The organism is Lysinibacillus sp. KU-BSD001 (assembly GCF_042920265.1).
Taxonomy (GTDB): Bacteria; Bacillota; Bacilli; order Bacillales_A; family Planococcaceae; genus Lysinibacillus_B.
This window is the reverse complement of the sequence record NZ_JBDQZI010000010.1, coordinates 137,364-157,875: the sequence shown is the minus strand read 5'-3', so window position 1 is coordinate 157,875 and position 20,512 is coordinate 137,364. Positions and strand designations below refer to the sequence as shown.

The window sequence follows — 20,512 nt, the reverse complement described above, 5'->3', positions numbered from 1 at the left end:
TTTAATACGGATTCTTAAATGATCCCAGGGGCTGTTCGGCTTTCCTTCACTTCTACTATAAAAAAATAGTAGCACAAACCATGGCCGTGGTTTGTACTACTAATGTTAGTATGTTTTTTATGAAACAATAGTTGCTTGTAGTGGAGGTACGAGAGTGTAGCTGACGGCATGCGCCTTTCGCTACAGAGCAAAGCTTCCTACGGGAAAAGCGAGACAATCAAGACCCCGCAGGAGCGAAGCATGAGCGACGAGGAGGCTTGATCTCGCCCGTGGAAAGCGAGTGCCGCAGCGGAAAGCAACGGTTACTCAAATGGTAATATATGTTTGGGTATTTACTCATTATGAGTTAGTACTATTTTTTTGGATAACAGATAGGAGTAAATGATGGGGAGGGGATATAGTGCATATTTTATGTACAGGGTGCTATCAAGCGTTCACAATAAAAAATCTTGCAGACGCCAGTAAAAGGGGTTTTCATAATGATCGTATTTAAGAATGTCACTAAAAATTACGAGAATAACCAGATTGCAGTGAATAGCATTAATCTTGAAATTCATAAAGGGGAAATCTTAGTCATCATTGGTCCAAGTGGTTGTGGAAAAACGACCTTACTAAAAATGATCAATCGTTTAATTCCTTTGACTGAAGGAACGATACGAATTAACGGACAGAGAATAAGTGATTATAACATCCATGAATTACGCTGGAATATTGGCTATGTGCTGCAACAAATAGCACTATTTCCGCATATGACGATTGAAGAGAATATATCGATTGTGCCGGAGTTGAAAAAGTGGCGGCATGAAGATATCCAGCGTCGAGTTCGAGAGTTACTCGAGATGGTGGGGCTTGATGCCGATCAATATAGCCAACGGAAACCGAATGAACTTTCTGGTGGAGAGCAACAAAGAGTTGGGGTCATTCGTGCATTAGCAGCTGACCCGGAAATTGTTTTAATGGATGAGCCATTTAGTGCGCTAGATCCGATTAGTCGGACGAAATTACAAGATGACCTTCTTGAACTTCAACGTTCAATACAAAAAACCATTGTTTTTGTTTCCCATGATATGCAAGAGGCATTAAAATTAGCTGATCGGATTTGTGTGATGAAAGATGGGAGAATTGTGCAAATTGGTACGCCTCAAGAAATCATCCAACATCCAGTGAATGATTTTGTTCGAGAGTTTATAGGAGTGAACGAGCATACTTTCCATAACCAAAGTTCTACAGAATCCTTAGAAAGAGGAGGATTCGAATGACTAATTTTATGGATGTTTTTAATGAACGTAAAGGACAACTAGTAGGCTCTTTACTAGAACACGTGCAGATTTCATTTATTGCATTATTTTTTGCCGTTGCCATTGCAATTCCTCTAGGAATCTATTTAACGAAAAAGAAGAAAATTGCAGAAAGCATTATTGGCATTAGTGCTGTTTTACAAACCATTCCTTCGTTAGCGTTACTCGGTTTGTTAATACCGTTGTTTGGCATTGGGAAGGTGCCTGCTATCATTGCTTTAGTTGTCTATGCGCTTTTACCGATTTTACGAAATACATTCACTGGCATAAATGAAGTGGATGCTTCGCTTAAAGAAGCGGCTACAGCGATGGGGATGAACACATGGAAAAGGCTAGTGAAGGTTGAACTTCCACTTGCTATGCCCGTCATTATGGCGGGGATTAGGACAGCTATGGTCTTAATAGTAGGTACAGCAACACTAGCTGCGTTAATCGGTGCTGGTGGATTAGGGGATATCATTTTACTTGGAATTGATCGTAATAATCCTTCACTCATTATATTAGGGGCTGTGCCTGCTGCGTGTTTAGCATTAATGTTTGATGTTTTACTTAAAAAGCTCGAATCACTTTCCTTTAAAAAATCAGTCATCACATTAAGTGCAATTAGTGTTGCGGCAATACTGATGATTGTTGCACCACTAGTAAACGTCAATGAAAAAGACGAGATTGTGATTGCTGGTAAACTTGGATCAGAGCCCGAAATTCTGATTAATATGTATAAATTACTGATTGAAAATGAGACGGACTTAACCGTTCAATTAAAGCCTGGCCTTGGTAAAACTTCATTTGTATTTAACGCACTCAAATCAGGGAGTATCGATATTTACCCAGAATTTACGGGTACAGCCATTTCCGAGTTTTTAAAAGAGGAAGCTGTTAATAATAATGAAGCAGATGTGTATGAGCAGGCTAGAGCAGGGATGTTAGAGAAATTTGATATGGTGATGCTTAGCCCGATGAAGTATAACAACACCTATGCACTAGCTGTTTCAAAAGAAATGGCAGAAACCTATCAATTGAATACTATTTCGGATATTAAAGCTATTCAAAAATCCATCAAAGCAGGGTTTACACTCGAGTTTAATGATCGAGAAGATGGTTATTTAGGTATACAAAAGCGCTATGGCATTACAATCGGTCATATAAAAACAATGGAACCGAAGTTAAGATATCAAGCCATTGATACAGGCGATATTCAGTTATTAGATGCCTATTCAACAGACAGTGAAATTCGGCAATATAATTTAACTGTGTTAGCTGACGATCAACAGCTATTCCCACCATATCAAGGCGCACCATTAGTAAAAGCAGAAACACTAGAAAAGTATCCAGGACTAGAACTAGCGTTAAATAAACTAGCGGGTAAAATAACGGATGATGAAATGCGTGAAATGAATTATCAAGTTAACGTAGAAGGTAAAAATATAGAAAAGGTGGCACGTGAGTTTTTAGAGAAAGCGGGTCTATTGTAGCGGGATATTGCTTTAAAAGCAGCTGGAGAAATCGAATTGTATTTCTCCAGCTGTTTTATTAAAAGATAAGAAAGTATAAAATTTTTCTAGTTTAAAGAGTGTCTAGCGCAAGCGGACCAGCCCCTCGTGACGTTTCGAAAGTCTCTTCGTGTGGCAAGCACACTGTGAGCCTTTCTCCAACGTATGTCGGGGCTAGAGAGGGCGCTTGCGCTTTTCTTATGTTGTTAAGCTGCTTTTTTGTTGTTCTTTTTCTTTGATTTTTTGCTAGTGACTTTCTTGTCAGCCTTCTTCTCAGCTTTTTTCTTCTCTAACTTTTTCTCAATTTTCTTTTTGTCAGCTTTTTTCTTCGCTTTCTTTTCTAATACTGCTTCTTCAATTTTGTTTTTCTTGATTTTTTTTGCCATGTTTAATGCACCCCTTATATATAGTGACTTTCTTTGAAAATAGAATGTCTACATACTAGGGTATACCATACATAAATGGAATGCAAATATAGTTTATGTTATATTTTTACATTAATTATGTGTAGACACTATTAATGTTCAATCTTTAGTACCTTAATGTGCGTACAAATGCTAAAAGTAAATAAAGAACAAAGGTATAGATCATTACGCCATACATGGAGTAACCTGACTCCACACTTTCAAGACGATCCGCCCCATAGGTTTTGTCATTATTTTTCCTCGGCCCTAGCTGCACGTTTAAGAATTGACCACTCAGTAAATCGTATGCCCATTGGATCTTCACCTCTGCTGTATTACTACTTCCGCCTGAGCCTTGATCATCAATGACGAAGGAGTCAGGCAGTTGAAACACCGTTGCGTCTAAAATCCGAATACGTTTGAATGTAGAAATCATATGTGAAAAGAGTTCTAATTCTTCAGAAGGCAAGAAATTCATGGGAAACGTCATCCTTTCAAAGATTTTATTGAAAGAATAACGTTTTTTTGTTTTGAGGGAGATTTATTTCATTAGCTTCATGGGGATGTGACGCGACCTCTAAAATATTTAGAAAATTAAAAAGTTTTGTTGACTTAGTAATATTCAGAAATATATAATTTAAAAAACGAGAATTGATAATCAATTATCGATATTTGAGAATTAGGAGGGAGGAAAAGGTATGAGTGTTGAAAAAACACTTGATATTTTAGATTTATTTGATTTTAAAACTCGAGAATTAACTGTACAAGAGATTGGAATTAGATTAGAACAACCACAAAGTTCCGTTTATCGGCATTTAAAAGTCTTAAAAGATAGAGGCTTTATTACTGAAACAAACAAAGGGGCTTATCGATTAGGTTATCGATTTTTGGAAATGGCGAAAATTGTTAAGTCAGATATTAATCTATCATCAGTCGCTTTTCCTATCATGCAAGAACTTTGCAAGAAGTTAAATGAAACAGTGATTTTAACCATTGTTTCTGGTTTGAATGTTATTTGTTTAGAGGTTATTACGCCTGATCAACCAATAAAAGTATCATCAACACAAGGGAAGATATTACCCTTACATGCAGGGGCCTCTTCAAGAATTTTATTGGCACATTTAGATGACAAAATCATTCATGAACTCGATAAGAAAAATATGTTGGAAAAGTACTCCGACTATACTGTTACGGATGTGGAAGGGTTACTTGCTTTAAAGAAAGAGGTATTAGAAAAGGGATATGCTGTTTCAGATTCTGAAGTGGATATTGACGTATATGCCTTTGGTGTAGCAATAAAAGATATTGATAAAAAACTTGTAGCAGGCTTAAGTATTGCAGGGCCCAAAAACCGCCTAATAGCGATGGATGAAGGATATATTATTAATTCAATATTTGAAGCAAGAGATAAAATACAAGCATTTTTATAAAGGGGATCATAATAATGAACTTTGATGTTGTTATTAAAGGGAGAATTGTTTTACCGAATGAGGTAATTGATGGGGAAATCGGTATTTTAGGTGGGAAAATTAAAATTATTGAAAGAACGCAAGGAACTTTAAATGGGGTCCAAATGATCGATGCAAGCGAGCAAATTATTTTCCCTGGTGTTATTGATGGTCATGTCCACGCATTTAGTAATCCAGAAGAAGGTTTAATAGCAACGACATCAGCTGCAGCGGCTGGTGGTGTAACGACTATTATTGATATGCCTTATGATCTACCGAACCCTGTGAACAACATAGAAACTTTCTTAAAGAAAGTAGATTTAGTAGATAAAGAAGCAGTTGTTGATACTTGTCTTTGGGGAACAATTGCTAAAGAAAATGGAGCGGAAGCGATTGATGATTTAGCAGAAGCTGGCGCTTGTGCATTTAAAATGTCTACTTTTGAAACAGATAGCTATCGTTTCCCGAGAATTTCTGATGTAGATATTATGAAAGCGATGAGTAAGTTGAAAGAACACGATCTTGTTGCAGCCTTTCATGCAGAAAACGACGAAATGATTGTAGATTTAATTGATGAATTTCAAAAAAACGGCAAGGTTTATCCAAAAGCGCATATGGAATCAAGACCACCCGTTACTGAAACAACTGCTGTATTAAAGTTAATGGAGTTAAGTCACTGGGCAGATGCCAAGTTACATATAGTACACGTCAGTCATCCACGTACAATTTCGTTAATCCAACAGTTTAAAAAACAAGGGGTAAAAGTAACTGCGGAAACTTGTTATCCATATTTATTATTATCTGTTGAGGATTTAGAAAAGTTCGGTCCAAAAGCCAAAAATAACCCACCTTTACGTTATGAAGAAGATGTTCAAGGATTGTGGGAGCAATTATTAAATGAAGAAATTGATTTTATTACAACAGACCATGCGCCATGGAAAAATGAACAAAAAGAACGGGGTGCAGATAATATTTTCTTAGCAGCTTCAGGTATGCCTGGGTTAGATATTATTGTGCCGTTAATGTACGATGCTGCCGTGCAAAAACATGGGATGTCATTAGAACAGTTTGCAAAAATAATGTCACAAAACGTTGCAGACATTTATGGTATTCCAAATAAAGGGCGAATTGAAGTTGGATACGATGCCGATTTTACAATTATCGATCCTCTTAAGCCATATGTAATCGAAGAAAAAAATCTTCATTCCAATTCAAAATTAACACCATTTGATGGAGTTCAAGTGAATTGTTCGATTGCAAAAACAATTATTCGAGGTGTGACGGTATTTGATGGTAAAGAGATTTCGGTAGGACCTGGATTTGGTAAATTTGTTCCTGGTAAAGCATATAAAGGTAGCCGTTTAGAAATTTAAGCAACAGGGGATGGGGATTTATGAGTAACGTAGCTACACATAGTATTTGTATAGAACGAATACAAGCCGATTTAGAAGAAATGGCCCAGTTATTTAATTCAGATACAATCGGCTATAATCGTTTGGCTTTCTCAAAAGAGGAAGACGGAGCACTCGAATGGCTTCGTAAAAAACTTGAAGAATTAAACGTTACAGTTGCACAAGATGCTGTAGGAAATGTTTTTGGAAGAATAGGATCTCTAAACGAACCAGCCATTGCAATGGGGTCACATTTAGACACAGTTATTCATGGTGGTTTGTTTGATGGCGCATTAGGTGTAGTGACAGGTCTTGAAATATTAAGAGTAATTCAAGAGAAAAATATTCAACTAGAGTTTCCTGTAGAACTTATTGCCTTTCGAGCAGAAGAGGCCAACCCTCTTGGTGGTACGTTTGGAAGCCGTTCATTAGTAGGTCAGCTAAACGTTAATGCTGAAATAGAAGAGAAACTTAACCTTGTCGGGTTAACAAAAGAAGATTGTGTTTCCACTTTACACAATAGACATTTATACAAACAGTTTATCGAGTTGCATATTGAACAAGGGGCTGTGTTAGAAGAAAATCAAGAAAAAATAGGAATTGCTACTGGCATTGCCGGGATATTAAGAGTCGAAGCAATTTTTAAAGGACAGGCTCGGCATGCAGGTACAACCCCTATGAACCAACGGAAAGATGCTCTTGTACATGCAGCAAAATTTATTTTACATGCTGAAAATACAGTGGCAAATTATGATCCACAAATGGTTGTTACAATTGGCGAATTAGAATTACAGCCTAATTTAGCAAGTATAGTTCCTGATTTTGTAAAGTTAACGATTGAAATTCGTGCTATGGATTGGGAAAAGATGAGCGAGTTTCAACAGGCATTACAACAATATGCTAGTTTTAATAATTTTGATGTTTCGTTTAAGAAAACAGTTGAAAAAAAGCCAAATAATTTGGATACACAAATTCAAGAACAAATAGAAAAAGTATGTATTGAGAATCAAATTCCTTATCGTTATATGATGAGTGGGGCCAACCACGATTGTAAATCTATGGCATCTATTGTTCCATCAGCACTTCTATTTATCCCAAGTAAAGATGGTATTAGCCATCATCCAGATGAATTTTCTAGTTGGGAAGATATTGAAATAGGCGCTCAAGTGTATTTAGAAACAGTTCTACAACTATCAAAGGGGTGTATTTAAATGAAAAAATTATTATTAGGGGTATTAGTATCTAGCATTTTATTATTATTAGCGGCTTGTGGTGGAGAATCGGATGGAAGTGCAAAGGCGGTAGAGGATTCAAAAGAAACAAATTCAACGAGTGCGTTAGAAGCTGTTAAAGAAAAAGGCAAGCTAGTCATTGGTACGGCTGGGAATTATCGTCCTTTTTCTTATATGGACTCTTCGAATAATTTAATTGGTTATGATATTGAATGGGGGAATATCATAGCAGAGGAACTAGGGGTTGAAGCTGAGTATGTTACGGGTCAATTTGCGGGTCTGATCCCTGGTTTAGTAGCAAACAAATTCGATGTCTTATTGTCTGGAGTTAATGTGACAGAAGAACGACTGAAATCTGTTATTTTCACTGAAAATTATGCAGTAGATGGACTAGTCGCTGTAGTTCAAAAAGATAATAAAGATATTTTCGGTATTGAGGATCTTGAAGGACATGTTGTGGGTGTAAATGCAGGTTCTGCTTTTGAAGAAGTTGTAAAAAAGATTGGAACATATAAAGATTTAAAAACATATCCAGGTGCTGCAGAAAGCTTTTTGGATTTAACAGCAGGACGTGTAGATTTAGTAGCTATAGGTTTACCAGCTGCTGCTGAGTATATTAATAATTCTGTTAGTGGCGATGATCTTAAAATTGTCGGTGATACTTACGATAAAAAAGACATTGCAGTTGCAGCGAAACCAGGAAGTGAGGATTTAGTAGAAGCTATTACTAAAATTATTCAAAAGAAAAAAGAAGATGGCACTTATGACGAATTAGCTATGAAATACTTTGGAATGACATTCGATTAAGAAAGGAGCATGAGTATGAATTTAGAAGTAATATCTAATGCTCTCCCTTTCTTAATTGAAGGGGCATGGGTTACATTAAAAGTTTCAATTCTAGCTATTGTAATTGGTACAATATTAGGATTCATTCTTTGTTTATTTAAAATGTCACACAATCCAATTTTAAAAACCTTTTCTTCCATTTATATTTGGTTATTTAGAGGATTACCATTATTAATTATTCTGTTCTTAGCGTATTATGCAACACCGTTTAACATTACTCTAACAGCTTTTGTAGCAGCATTATTTGCAATGTCATTAAATGCAGCAGCTTATAAAGCGGAAATTATCCGATCTGGTATGATGGCGATTCCAAAAGGACAAATAGAAGCAGCGGAAGCTATTGGTATGACGCCTGTGCAAATTATGTTCCGTATTAAAATACCTCAAATGGTTCGTTTAATTATACCGCCATACATTAATAATGCAGTGGTTCTTTTAAAAGAATCTGCACAAATTTCTGTAATAACTGTACCTGACTTAATGTTAAATGCCCAAATGCAATATAGTAGTACGTACCTTCCATACGAAACATTAGGTGTGGCGGCTATCTTATATTTAGTTCTGACTAGTGGGCTAATGTTATTACAATCATACACGGAAAAGAAACTGAATGTTTCGAATAATAATTTATAAGGGTGGTGGATTTATATGGGAGTAATCAAAATCGAAAACTTAAATAAATATTATGGTGATAAAAAGGCTTTATCCGATATTAATTTAACTGTTAATAAAGGTGAAGTAGTTACACTAATTGGTCCCAGTGGATCTGGTAAAAGTACCCTTTTGAGATGTATTAATTTGCTTGAAGTTCCATCAGACGGGAACATTTCAATTAATAATAAACAAGTCAGTTTTAAACTAAATAGAGTAAATCAACTAACCTATGGATCGAAAAAGAAGATTAGTAAAGTACGAGAAGAAGTTGGGATGGTTTTTCAACATTTTAATTTATGGAAGCACCGTTCAGTATTGGAGAACATAACTGAAGGCCCTATTCAAGTTAAAAAGTGGCATAAATCAAAGGCAATTGCTAAAGCTGAAGAACTATTAAATAAAGTAGGATTAATCGATAAAATCAATGCACACCCAAGCAATTTATCTGGGGGACAACAACAACGAATTGCTATTGCTAGGGCATTGGCAATGGAGCCGCAAGTCATGTTGTTTGACGAAGCTACGTCAGCTTTAGATCCTGAAATGGTTAATGAAGTACTACAAATTATGAACGACTTAGCACATTCAGGGATGACAATGATCATTGTTACACATGAAATGGAATTTGCTCGAAAAGTATCAGACAGGGTAATTTTTATGGAAAATGGATCTATTGTTGAGCAAGGAGCACCTGATTATATCTTTGGTAAGACAACAAATCCTCGTGTTACTAAGTTTTTAAATAGTATGTCGGCTCATGTGTAGGTAGAATTCGTATTCACATTCGCAGTATTTAATAGGAGAGTTAATGGATATTTATTCGAGGTTAATGGAATCTAACGGTAATCAACCTATTCATCATAGTATTGCACAATCTATTCATGAATTAGCTCAAATCGGATTAACTGATGAAGGTGGAAGTAATCGTATTGCTGGCTCAGAAAGTGAAATTTTTTCTAGAGAATGGTTAAAAAATAAGATGCTTGCAGTAGGAATGGAAGTAATTGAACATAGCCAATCCATCTATGGTTATTACCCAGGAGAAGATGATAATCTGCCAGCGATAATGCTAGGATCCCATCTTGATACTGTTAAAAATGGTGGTCATTTTGATGGAACAATTGGTGTTTTATTGCCATTAATTTACGTTGAACAATTGAATTCACAAAAGAAAAAAATAAAACATCCGATAATAATCTGTTCTTTCTACGATGAAGAGGGTGTGATAACGGGTGTTGGTTTAGAAGGAAGTAGGAAATTTCAGAAGGATTATAACAAAAAATGTAAGCCCTTTCAAAAATCAATAGAGACTTTTATCGAAATTCATATTGAACAAGGTCCTGTTCTTGAATTATACCAAAAGCCACTTGGACTTGTTTCTTCGATTGTAGGTTCGTTTGCCTTGGAAGTTACATTTGACGGTATCAGTGGACATGCTGGTACTGTACCGATGGCGTTACGTAAAGATCCTTTAATTTGTTTTTGCGAGTGGGCAAGTAAAATAAAGCAATTTATTCTTCCTTTTGGTGAAGAAGCAAAGGTAACAATTGGTCGAATTGAAATGCTTCCCAATGTAACGAATGTCATTCCCAATCAAGTAAAAGCCCAACTTGATATTCGTCATGTGAAACTAGAACAACTGAAAGAAATGGTTGCAACTTTAATTGCGGAAGCGAAAGTCACAGCTGCAAGACATGGTATTAAGATAGCTTCTAATGCTCAAATTGTTCAGACTCCTCAATTTTTAGACCGAGAAATTTTACGTAAAGTCAACTCTGATAATCAGTTACCGATACTAGTAAGTGGTGCGTTGCATGACAGTGCGATTATCAGTGAAATAATTCCGACATTACTGATTTTTGTTCGAAGTCGAGGTGGAATCAGTCATACACCAGAGGAATGGACTACCCTTAATGATCTGGTAGAAGCATATGAATTCATGAAAAATTTTTTAAAGGATTGGTGAAAATGAGTATTGGCTTTGTTACATTAGGTACGACCCCTAGAGTAGATTTAGAACAGGTCATTGTGAACAATGGTTATGAAAAATTTGAAATAATCGGTGCCTTAGACAATTTGACGCAACCTGAAATTGAAGAGATTAGTAGTATTTCAGGTAATACGCCATTATTTGTTCGTACGAATTTTGGATCGTATGAAATTGAAAGAGATATATTAATTCCTTATATTGAAAAAGCTACAAATGAACTACATCAAAAAGGTTATAACACGGCAATCTTACTTTGTTCAGCAGCATTTCCTGTTTTTTCAGCGAATATCCCTGTCGTTTTACCAACAGATATTATTGAAAAAATGGTTAAAAGTACTAAACAACAACCCGTACTTGTTTGTGTTCCTATTGAAAATCAAATTTCCTTTGCTCAACGAAAATGGAGTGAAGCAGGGATAGAAGCGATAGTTCATACATTTAACCCTTTAGAAACAACAGCTAAGGAAATTCAGTATCATATAGAAAAAACTGGAGCGAAACAAGTTGTGTTAGATTGTATAAGTTATAGTTCAGAATTGCATTTAGAATTACAACAATTATCAGATACACCAATATGGAACCCACTTAAACAAACCTTAAAGCATTTTAAATAATATAGAAGGTATATAGAGCATGTTTTAAAAACATGCTCTCAGACTGTAGACAAAGTCGATTTTTTCGATTTTGTCTACTATTTTTATATTTAGGGTGCTTTCTTATCGTCATTTGGATTTATAAAGAATCCTGTAATAGCAATGTTTCTGAAAGCCTGTGAATTTTAAAAATCTGCATTAATCAATAAAAGAGCGTCCGACCGTGCTAATTTTCTGCTCAGAAATTAGTTTGTCGACGCTCTGAGAGCATGTTTTAAAAACATGCTCTATATTTTTGCTTAAATATTAAACAAATTAATGGATGCTGATAGCTCTTATACTAACCTGCTCCGTTAGTTGAATAAAAAAGCACCCAAAGCGTCGATGAAGTAACAATTCTTTCTTTAACGTTGTAACTCCGCATTTTTCTGACGCTACCCTTACTAGATTTAAGTAATTAATTACCTTTTATTGAGATCCTAAAAATCTTCATTTTCCTACTGAGAAAATGGGGATTTTTTTGTGACAAAAAGAATACGTAGTAAAATGTATTTTGCGATTCGCGTTATGCTGGTGCGGTCAAAGTGAACGGCAGCGACGAAGACGGATCCATCATCATAAACTCCTATACAATCAACTAAATCTAAACTATAAATTTGATTTTCATAACTATATATGATAAATTATGAATGAACGTCATTCATTTTATGAATTGTTATCCTAACTTAATCGAATAACAATTTTTCAACAATAAATAGTAATACGAGGAGGTAAAAGATGAATAAGTCGTGGATGTATGTTGGATTGACAAGCTTATGCGAATTATTATGGATTTTCGGTTTTAATGTTGCGAGTACATGGTGGCATTGGGCAATTATAATACCAATCATTGCTGTAGATTTTTGGTTTCTTTCTAAAGCTTGTGAAGGTTTACCAACTGGTACGGTATATGCCGTATTTGCAGCTGCAGGCACAGTAGGTACCGCATTGATGGATATTTTTATATTCAATGAGGGTTTTACTGCTAGTAAAATTGTATTTATATGTGTAATTGTCATTGGGGTCATGATGTTAAATATTGCGGATACGGTATCTGAGCGAAAACTTCAAAAGGAGGCGGCGTAATTGGGTTGGTTATTTGTATTTTTAGCAGCCATTTTAGAGACAGTCGGCGTAATTGGTTTAAAAAAATTTAGTACAACGAAAAATTTTATGAACGCCTTTATTTTAATCGCTGGATTCAGTGGAGCATTTTACTTTTTATATGCTTCGTTTGATTATTTACAAGTGAGTATTGCCTATGCAGTGTGGATTGGTATAGGGACGACAGCAGCTGTTCTAATTAATATGCTGTTTTTTGGAGAATCAAAAAGCATGGGACGAATTGTCGCTGTGATTGTGATTGTGATTGGTGTTTCAGGGTTAAAATATGTTTCGTAATAGATGAGAGAGCACAGAATATTTTCTTGCTCTTTTTCGTTTATCTATCGGGATGAAAAAGAACATGTTCATTGTTCTTTCCTTTAATATTCGTTAAGATGAAAGTAACTATGAATGAGAATCATTCAATGAATATGGGGTGGTATTGCATTGGATAAAAAACAAAAAATTATTGAAGCCACGATTGAACAGTTTATGACAAAAGGTGTAGAAAGCACTAAAATATCTGATATTGTCAAAGCGGCAGGCATAGCGCAAGGTACGTTTTATTTATACTTTCCATCTAAATTTTCGGTAATGCCAGAAATTGCAAAATTTGCTGTTGAAGAAATTATGAAAGGCATCCATTCAAGCGTCAATTTATCACATGATTTTGATGATAAAATTGAACAACTTGTAAAAGCTGTCTTTTTGATCACAGAGCAAAAAAAGGAATTATTTGCTGTTCTCTATGCAGGTTTAGCACAGAGTGAGCATTTAAAACAATGGGAGTCCATCTATGCTCCATTTTATGACTGGGTATATAATTTATTAGACGAGTCCGTCAGAAAAGGAGAAATTCGACAAAACATTGATTGTGCACGTACTTCCCGAATTTTAATAGGGCTAATCGAATCTACTGCAGAACAATTATATTTGTATGATACTCCGACGCAAGAAGAGATCGATGCTCAATACGCAGAATTAATCCTATTTACGAAAAGTGCATTCAAATAACTTCTGTCAGCAAACCTTTTTGTAGGTGTTCCAACAAATACTGGAAGAAGTTAAATCCGAATCTGGACTTATGTTACTGTTTTAGAAGTATATTTGTAGCTAGGGAAGGGTTAAATATTCTTTATATAACAAAAAATTCCCCAAAACGATAAATATTTACTGAAAATCAGCCCGTGCCAATTGACACAGGCTGATTTTTTATATGGATTCCTCATTCCCTATATAAACCATCTTAAAACTGTAGACATTGAACGGTCAAAACAAATCGGTGCGAGCAAACCCTTGCCATATCCAGGCAAAAGCGCGCGTTGAACGGTCAAAAAGCTAGGGTATCCGAAAAAAGTCGCTGCATCCGAGCAAAATACTACCGTATCTAGTCCCAATCCTACATCGAACCGTTCAAAAACATGTATTTTTAGCCGAAATGCAAGTAAATGAGACGGTAAGCTTGCAACATGGAGACTAATCTTTAAAGTCAATTTGTTTATCTGTTCCTTTTATTTTGAATTGCTTTGTCCCAGCCTAGACGTAATTGTTTAAATAAGCACAGTACTAATCATAAAATGGAGTTCATTGACAAAAGTAACAACCTGTTGTTAATATTGAGTTGTTGATTTTTGAGGCTGAGTAAAATTTTATGATGAAAGTCTTTCATCGAAAAGCCAATTTTTGTAATTAAGGGGGATATAAAAATGATAAAATTCAAGTCGGCAGGAGTCACTGTCGGGTTAGCGGTTTCATTACTATTAACCGGGTGTGGTGATGAAGAGGGCAATCTAAATAGCGAGAATGCAACAGGCGATTCTGTAAGCATAGGGGAACAAATAGATTATAGGATTACAGGTATTGAACCGGGAGCAGGGTTAACCGAACTTTCAAGAAATACGTTAGAGGAATATGAAAACTTAAACGGTTGGGAACTTGTTGAAAGTTCAACAGCGGGCATGTTAGGTTCATTGGAACAAGCGATTAAAAATGAAGAACCTATTATTATTACCGGATGGACACCGCACTGGAAGTTCTCCGCATATGATTTAAAGTTTTTGGAAGATCCTAAAGGGACATTAGGTGGAAAGGAAAATATTAATACGCTTGTGCGTAAAGGTTTTGAAACGGACTACCCTAATGCGTATACTGTTTTGGATCGATTTTATTGGGAGCCAGAAGATATGGAAGCGGTCATGTACGATGCACAAAATGTTTCCTTTGAGGAAGCGGCAATGAACTGGATAGAAGAAAACAAGGATCGAGTAAATGAATGGACAGAAGGGATCAACAAAGTAGATGGAAAAGAAATTGAAATCGTGTCAACTCCGTGGGATACAGAAAGAGCTTCAAGTAGTGTAGTGGAGGCAGTATTAGAACAATTAGGCTACGATGTCACCGTGACACCAGTTGATCCGGCCATTATGTTCCAAGCAATCGCTACTGGTGAAGCGGATGCTACTGTCGCTCCGTGGTTACCGTCAACACACCAGTCTTTTTATGAAAAACATAAGGAAGACGTAGTGGATTTAGGTGAGAACTTAAAAGGTACACAGACGGGCTTTGTTGTGCCGACATATATGGATATCGACTCGATTGAGGATTTGCAGCCAAAAGAGTAACGATTCGTTCACTGTTAGTAGAAAGGAGAATTTCCTCATGAAGGGGGAAGTTCTCCTTTTCCGTATTGAAAGTGCTTCAAGTAGATTTTTTAAATTAACGCAGTCTCTATTTTTAGGGATTTATTGCCCCTGTTGATAATAGCTTAACGGCTGTGGCTTCCCTAAAAAATAGCCTTGAAAACTATCGCATCCTTTATTTTTTAAATAATCGTATTGTTCTTTTGTTTCTACCCCTTCTGCCAAGACGGTAAAACCAAGCTCATGAGCCATTTGAATCGTACTATTAATAATAGCTTTGTTTGAAGGATGTATTAATAAATCTTTTACAAAACTTTGATCAATTTTAATACAATTAATTTGGAAATCTTTTAAGTATTGTAAACTAGAAAAGCCCGTACCGTAATCATCTAGTGCAACCTCCATGCCTAATGACCGAAGCTTAGAAATAATGTGAATCACATTTTCTATATTTGTTGCAGCGACACTCTCTGTGATTTCTAATTTAATGTCATGTGGATTGACCTTATACACTTCGCATAACGAAATAAGGTGATTCGTTAAGTTTGTATCAAAAAATTGCTTTAGCGAAAGGTTGAAAGCGACTTGTATTTTCTTCCCAGCAGCTAGTTGAAGTGAGTGAAATTCTTGCAACACAAGCTCAAATAGTAAGTAGCCTAAAGGGATGATTAAACCGGTGCGCTCCGCGATCGGGATAAATTCGCCAGGAGAAATAATCCCTTGTATTGGGTCATGCCATCGAACAAGTGCTTCAAAGCTAGTCAATTCCCCTTGATTGTTATATTGGGGTTGATAAGCCATCGTAAAGCGTTTCTGTTGTATCGCTTCATATAGTAAATTTTTTAACTTTAAACGTCGATTTGTATCTTCAATGATGTTGTCATTAAAGAACATAAATGTATTTTTCCCATTTAACTTTGCGAGTTGCAACGCACGATTTGCATGTTGAAATAGCTCTTCATAGCACGTTGCATAGGTAGGGTAATGAACAGCACCCATGGAAATCGTAATATAATAATCAATCTCTCCATATTTAATGGGTTTTTCGAATAGTTTAAATATCTTTTGAATGACTCCCCGCGCAGATGGAGCATCTCCTAAAACAACTAATGCAAATTCATCACCATACGTTTTGGCTAGTATATTTTGTTCGCCTTTTACGATTTCAGCCAATTTTTCGCCGATTGAACGTAAAATCTGATCAGCTTCACAATTGCCTAAACTCTCATTAAAGCTTTTAAAATCATCGACATTGATACAAAGTAAGGTCATTTCTTCATGCATGATCATTAGTTTTTCGACCGACGTTTTTAAATAATTTGTATTAGGTAAACCCGTGATTGAGTCGATAATAAGTTGCTGTTGAATTTTATGCTCTAGTAATTTTCGTTCTGTAATGTCATGACGAATGGAAACGTATTGATAAGGCTGTCCCTGATCATTGAGAAAAGGAATAATGTATGTATCCACCCAGTAAAGGGTCCCGTCTTTAGCTTTGTTTTGAATTTCGCCTCGCCATGTTTGCCCTTTGGAAATGGTTTGCCACAAATTTTTGAAAAATTGTGGTTCATGGTAACCGGAGTTTATAATTTTATGTGTTTTCCCAATCAATTCTTCTAAAGGATACTTTGAAATTTCACAAAATTTCTCGTTAGCAAAGATAATCTTACCTTTCGTATCTGTTATAGCTAATATGGTAGTAGCATTTAATGCAGCTTCAATATCATATAACTCTTTTAGCTTACTTGACAAAGGGAATCCTCCCAACTGTTTTTTATTGTACGTTTTTGAAATAGTAATGATATATGTTAGCGAATCGTATATTTATAACTGAAAAAGAAATGGTAAATTTATATTATTTTACTTAAACAATAAACACTCTTTACATCTTAACAAAAAATTTACATTTCGTGTTAAATTGTAATAAAACGCACATTTATTGTCCTATGCACAAAGAAATAAAACAATTTTTTCATCCTTTCTTAAATTGTCAACAGAGAGTGGCTGTATTAAAGTGGCTGAATCTGCATAAAGCGATTTATTTCTATAAAAATAGTATATTTTCTAAGTGTGTAGCTTATTTTACATGGCTACTTATGTTTGTGTAAGAGATACGGGAAGAAATAGAATAAAAATAAAACTAGCCTTTGCTTTTTGCAAGGGCTAGCTGTGTTTCATTGTAGTGCAGGCTCGTCTGCGAATATATCTTCTACAGCAAAACCATACTCAATAATATCCCAATTACAATAGCAGAAATTGTTGAAATTAAACCAGGCAGCATAAAGCTATGATTGAGAATGTATTTTCCGATGCGAGTTGTGCCGGTGCGGTCAAAGTTAATGGCGGCAACGACTGTTGGATAGTTTGGAATGAAGAAATAACCATTCACCGCAGGGAACATGGCAAGTAATAAGGCTGGACTAATCCCGAGCGTTATCCCAAGAGGCATGAGTGTTCGAACGGTCGCAGCTTGGCTATATAGCAAAATCGAAAGGACAAATAAGGCAATCGCAAATAACCATGGGGCTGCTGTGACGAGTCCTGAAATGGAGCCGTTGATCAGTTCAGCATTTCCATTGAAAAATGTATCTCCCATCCAAGCAATCCCAAAAATCGCTACAACCGCAGCAGCTCCCGCTTTAAATACACTCCCACCAACAATTTCGTCCACATTTGCCTTACAGGAGATAATGATTAAAGCGGCAATGGTCAACATAATGATTTGAATCGCCACGGGCATCGACATACGTGTGAATTCGCCGTCTATATTCCAACCTGGACGTAATTTTTCAAATGAACCAAGTATTACGACTAGTACGGCAGCAAGTAAGAACAATACAACGGAAAGTTTTGATGCATTCGTAGGGTGAAATACTTTTTTATCCTGTTTAATAGGCGCTAAGCCTTCCTCTAAGCGTTGTAAATAAAGTGGATCTTCCGGTAGCTCTTTTCCTTTTCGACTCACCGCAAAGGCCGCAATCATACAGCCAATAAAAGTAGAAGGAACGGCAATCATTAAAATATCGAGTAATGTAATTTGAAAATCAGCCAGTAAAGCTAATAAGGCGACAGTCGCTGCTGAAATCGGACTGGCGGTAATCGCTTGCTGTGATGCAATGACGGCGATGGACATCGGTCTTTCAGGGCGAATACCTGATTCCCTTGCCACTTCAGCAATTACTGGTAAAACAGAATAAGATACATGTCCAGTACCTGCACAAAAAGTAAAAACGTACGTTACGATAGGGGCGATGAATGTAATTCGTTTCGGATTTTTTCTTAATGCTTTCTCTGCAAGATGCACGAGATATTCCAGCCCTCCAGCTGCTTGAAGCGCTCCAGCAGCCGTAATGACAGCTAAAATCATCAGCATCACATCAATCGGCGCCGATGTCGGTTCAAGTCCGAACACGAATACAAAGATGGCTAATCCAACCCCACCCATTACGCCGAGTCCGAGTCCGCCTAACCTCGCACCGATGAAGATACAGAGTAATAAAATCAAAAATTGTAGCCAAAACACATGTATTTCCTCCAATTAATAATGATTATTTTCTTATGATAAACACGGGATATCTTTGTAGTTTGTTTATAAAATAGCTAGGGAAATTGTTCGCTTATAAGTAAGAGCAGTGTGCTAAAGGATTTAAAAAGAAAGGAAAACGTACTGTTAGGCAGTTCGCTTTCAATTGTTTGACGTTTTAAGATTAATCCGTTACCCATTCATTTGTATAAGGACCTTGGGACATCTCTTTTGCTAGCTTGAGTAAAATGGTATTAACTTATTCGTTCGGGAAAGTAGAAGGCAGGCTATTGGAATAGGCGTGATGCATTTTGAGGTGGATGATTTTAGGTGCCAAAGTAAATTAGCGTGCTACGTTATAAAAAGAGTTGTTACGAGGACATCATAACTGAAGCTCAAAAACAATTTCCAACTTGCTAAGGGGACACTTTTAATATAATCAATTAATTGCCTTTTCACTGTTAATCTTGGCATGGTAATTGAAATAACTTTCAACTCAATATCATAATGAATATGACAGCTACCCCAATTAAAAACTACTATCTTTTCCTCATTAAAATGATTCACTCCAACAATCACTCAGCAAAAATACATATGCAACTTGAAGTGTTATATACATTCAAAGGTTGAAAGCTGTTTTTTTATTTACCGGGAAATGAGTTCTAAATTAAATCACGAGCGCACACATACCATATATTGTATTTGAGAATTATGTATTGACAATCTATTTTATAGGATATATAGTAATTCTGGTAATGATAATCATTATCGATTAAATGATTGAGGAGTGAATTCCAAATGAATTCAAAACGATATTTTTCGTTTTTTGCAATGTTATTAATTTCAATTCTTTCTCTTGCACTTGTTGGTTGTGCAGATAAGGAATCTGGCTCAGAAGAAGCTGATACATCGAAATCTCAAAACACGGATTCAGAAGAAACAGCAACGGAGTATCCAATCGTCATTCAACACGCATTTGGTGAAACGGTAATTGAAGAAAAGCCTGAGCGTGTAGCAACAGTTGCTTGGGCAAACCATGATGTGGCACTTGCATTAGACGTTGTACCAGTAGGTTTTTCAGCGGCAAACTATGGTGTTCAAGACGATAGCGGCATGTTACCTTGGACTGCTGAAAAATTAAAAGAACTTGGTGAAGCAAATCCAAACATTTATCAAGATACGGACGGCTTAGATTTCGAAGCGATTGCAGATTCAAATCCAGATGTTATTCTTGCAGCATACTCAGGTATTACACAGGAAGAATACGATACGTTAAGTGAAATTGCTCCTGTTGTCGCATATCCAGAAATTCCATGGGTTATTACATGGCGTGACCAAATTTTATACAACGCGAAAGGTATGGGTATGGAAGAAGAAGGTAAAAAGCTAATTGCTAATACTGAAAAATTAATTCAAGACAAGGCAAATGAACACCCTGAAATTAAAGGGAAAAAAGCTGCATTTGCGATGTTCAATGTTACGGACTTATCGAAATTTTACATTTACACACCAGGGGATCCTCGTGGAGAATTTCTTGAAGAAGTAGGGATGGTTTATCCAGAAGGCATTAAAGCCCAAATTACAGATGAATCTAGCTTCTATATCGAATTAAGTGCTGAAAATGCGGATGCATTAAATGATACAGAGCTCTTCGTTGCCTATGGTGATGACAATACATTAAAAGCACTTCAAGCTGATCCTATTTTAGGGAAAGTACCAGCAATTCAAAATGGTTCTGTAGTGATTATTGAAGATAACACGCCACTAGCAGCAGCGGGCAATCCCAACCCATTATCAATTCAATATACAATTGATGAGTACTTATCATTAATCTCAGATGTTGCGAAAAAGATGAAATAAC

The 20,512-nt window shown here is 36.1% G+C and carries 17 protein-coding genes and 2 pseudogenes; 15 read left to right on the top strand and 4 right to left on the bottom strand.

The features are described 5' to 3' along the window. Positions 1–479: 479 nt before the first annotated feature. Together AAGS61_RS14855 and opuFB are read left to right on the top strand one after the other, a co-directional pair. Positions 480–1,193: pseudogene (locus AAGS61_RS14855) on the top strand (ABC transporter ATP-binding protein); the annotation flags it as partial. A gap of 62 nt (positions 1,194–1,255) precedes the next feature. Continuing rightward, complete coding sequence (gene opuFB / locus AAGS61_RS14850; protein WP_391373497.1) at positions 1,256–2,770, top strand: osmoprotectant update ABC transporter permease/substrate-binding subunit OpuFB; 1,515 nt, start codon at positions 1,256–1,258, stop codon at positions 2,768–2,770. A 224-nt stretch (positions 2,771–2,994) separates the two neighbouring features. On the opposite strand, the gene AAGS61_RS14845 is transcribed toward opuFB, so the two are convergent. Next, complete coding sequence (locus tag AAGS61_RS14845) at positions 2,995–3,174, bottom strand: hypothetical protein (protein WP_391373494.1); 180 nt, start codon at positions 3,172–3,174, stop codon at positions 2,995–2,997. Between the two features lie 223 nt (positions 3,175–3,397). Next, positions 3,398–3,640 (bottom strand): annotated as a pseudogene (locus tag AAGS61_RS14840) (transposase); the annotation flags it as partial. A gap of 250 nt (positions 3,641–3,890) precedes the next feature. Between AAGS61_RS14840 and AAGS61_RS14835 the strand changes: the two are divergent. From AAGS61_RS14835 to AAGS61_RS14780, 12 genes are all read left to right on the top strand, one after another. Continuing rightward, complete coding sequence (locus AAGS61_RS14835; protein ID WP_391373491.1) at positions 3,891–4,622, top strand: IclR family transcriptional regulator; 732 nt, start codon at positions 3,891–3,893, stop codon at positions 4,620–4,622. 14 nt (positions 4,623–4,636) lie between these two features. After that, positions 4,637–6,013: an allantoinase AllB gene (allB, locus tag AAGS61_RS14830; RefSeq protein WP_391373488.1), complete on the top strand. Its 1,377-nt coding sequence runs from the start codon at positions 4,637–4,639 to the stop codon at positions 6,011–6,013. Positions 6,014–6,033: 20 nt separating this feature from the next. Next, positions 6,034–7,242 (top strand): Zn-dependent hydrolase, encoded by a 1,209-nt coding sequence (locus tag AAGS61_RS14825; RefSeq protein WP_391373485.1) that lies wholly within the window; start codon positions 6,034–6,036, stop codon positions 7,240–7,242. Then, positions 7,243–8,070, top strand: coding sequence for a substrate-binding periplasmic protein (locus AAGS61_RS14820; RefSeq protein WP_391373482.1), 828 nt, complete (start codon positions 7,243–7,245; stop codon positions 8,068–8,070). A 15-nt stretch (positions 8,071–8,085) separates the two neighbouring features. Then, positions 8,086–8,742, top strand: a complete 657-nt coding sequence (locus AAGS61_RS14815; RefSeq protein WP_391373479.1) for an amino acid ABC transporter permease — start codon at positions 8,086–8,088, stop codon at positions 8,740–8,742. Between the two features lie 15 nt (positions 8,743–8,757). Then, positions 8,758–9,528 carry an amino acid ABC transporter ATP-binding protein gene (locus AAGS61_RS14810; RefSeq protein WP_391373476.1) on the top strand — a complete coding sequence of 257 codons (771 nt, stop codon included), beginning with the start codon at positions 8,758–8,760 and terminating at the stop codon, positions 9,526–9,528. A 43-nt stretch (positions 9,529–9,571) separates the two neighbouring features. Next, entirely contained in the window at positions 9,572–10,729 is a 1,158-nt protein-coding gene (locus tag AAGS61_RS14805; protein WP_391373473.1) for a M20/M25/M40 family metallo-hydrolase, read from the top strand. Between the two features lie 2 nt (positions 10,730–10,731). Next, a complete protein-coding gene (locus AAGS61_RS14800) occupies positions 10,732–11,367 on the top strand; it encodes an AroM family protein (protein WP_391373470.1) in 636 nt (211 codons plus the stop codon). A 756-nt stretch (positions 11,368–12,123) separates the two neighbouring features. Further along, entirely contained in the window at positions 12,124–12,471 is a 348-nt protein-coding gene (locus tag AAGS61_RS14795) for a DMT family transporter (protein WP_391373467.1), read from the top strand. Further along, entirely contained in the window at positions 12,472–12,786 is a 315-nt protein-coding gene (locus AAGS61_RS14790) for a DMT family transporter (protein ID WP_391373464.1), read from the top strand. A gap of 150 nt (positions 12,787–12,936) precedes the next feature. After that, positions 12,937–13,503 (top strand): TetR family transcriptional regulator, encoded by a 567-nt coding sequence (locus AAGS61_RS14785; RefSeq protein ID WP_391373461.1) that lies wholly within the window; start codon positions 12,937–12,939, stop codon positions 13,501–13,503. 692 nt (positions 13,504–14,195) lie between these two features. Beyond that, the gene (locus tag AAGS61_RS14780; protein ID WP_391373458.1) at positions 14,196–15,110 is read left to right on the top strand and encodes a glycine betaine ABC transporter substrate-binding protein; all 915 of its coding nucleotides are present in this window, start codon (positions 14,196–14,198) and stop codon (positions 15,108–15,110) included. Between the two features lie 120 nt (positions 15,111–15,230). On the opposite strand, the gene AAGS61_RS14775 is transcribed toward AAGS61_RS14780, so the two are convergent. Together AAGS61_RS14775 and AAGS61_RS14770 are read right to left on the bottom strand one after the other, a co-directional pair. Further along, positions 15,231–16,880 carry a sensor domain-containing protein gene (locus AAGS61_RS14775; RefSeq protein WP_391373454.1) on the bottom strand — a complete coding sequence of 550 codons (1,650 nt, stop codon included), beginning with the start codon at positions 16,878–16,880 and terminating at the stop codon, positions 15,231–15,233. A gap of 457 nt (positions 16,881–17,337) precedes the next feature. Beyond that, entirely contained in the window at positions 17,338–18,651 is a 1,314-nt protein-coding gene (locus tag AAGS61_RS14770) for an anaerobic C4-dicarboxylate transporter family protein (protein ID WP_391373451.1), read from the bottom strand. A 798-nt stretch (positions 18,652–19,449) separates the two neighbouring features. Here AAGS61_RS14770 and AAGS61_RS14765 point away from each other — a divergent pair. Beyond that, the gene (locus AAGS61_RS14765; protein ID WP_391373448.1) at positions 19,450–20,511 is read left to right on the top strand and encodes an iron-siderophore ABC transporter substrate-binding protein; all 1,062 of its coding nucleotides are present in this window, start codon (positions 19,450–19,452) and stop codon (positions 20,509–20,511) included. Position 20,512 lies beyond the last annotated feature (1 nt).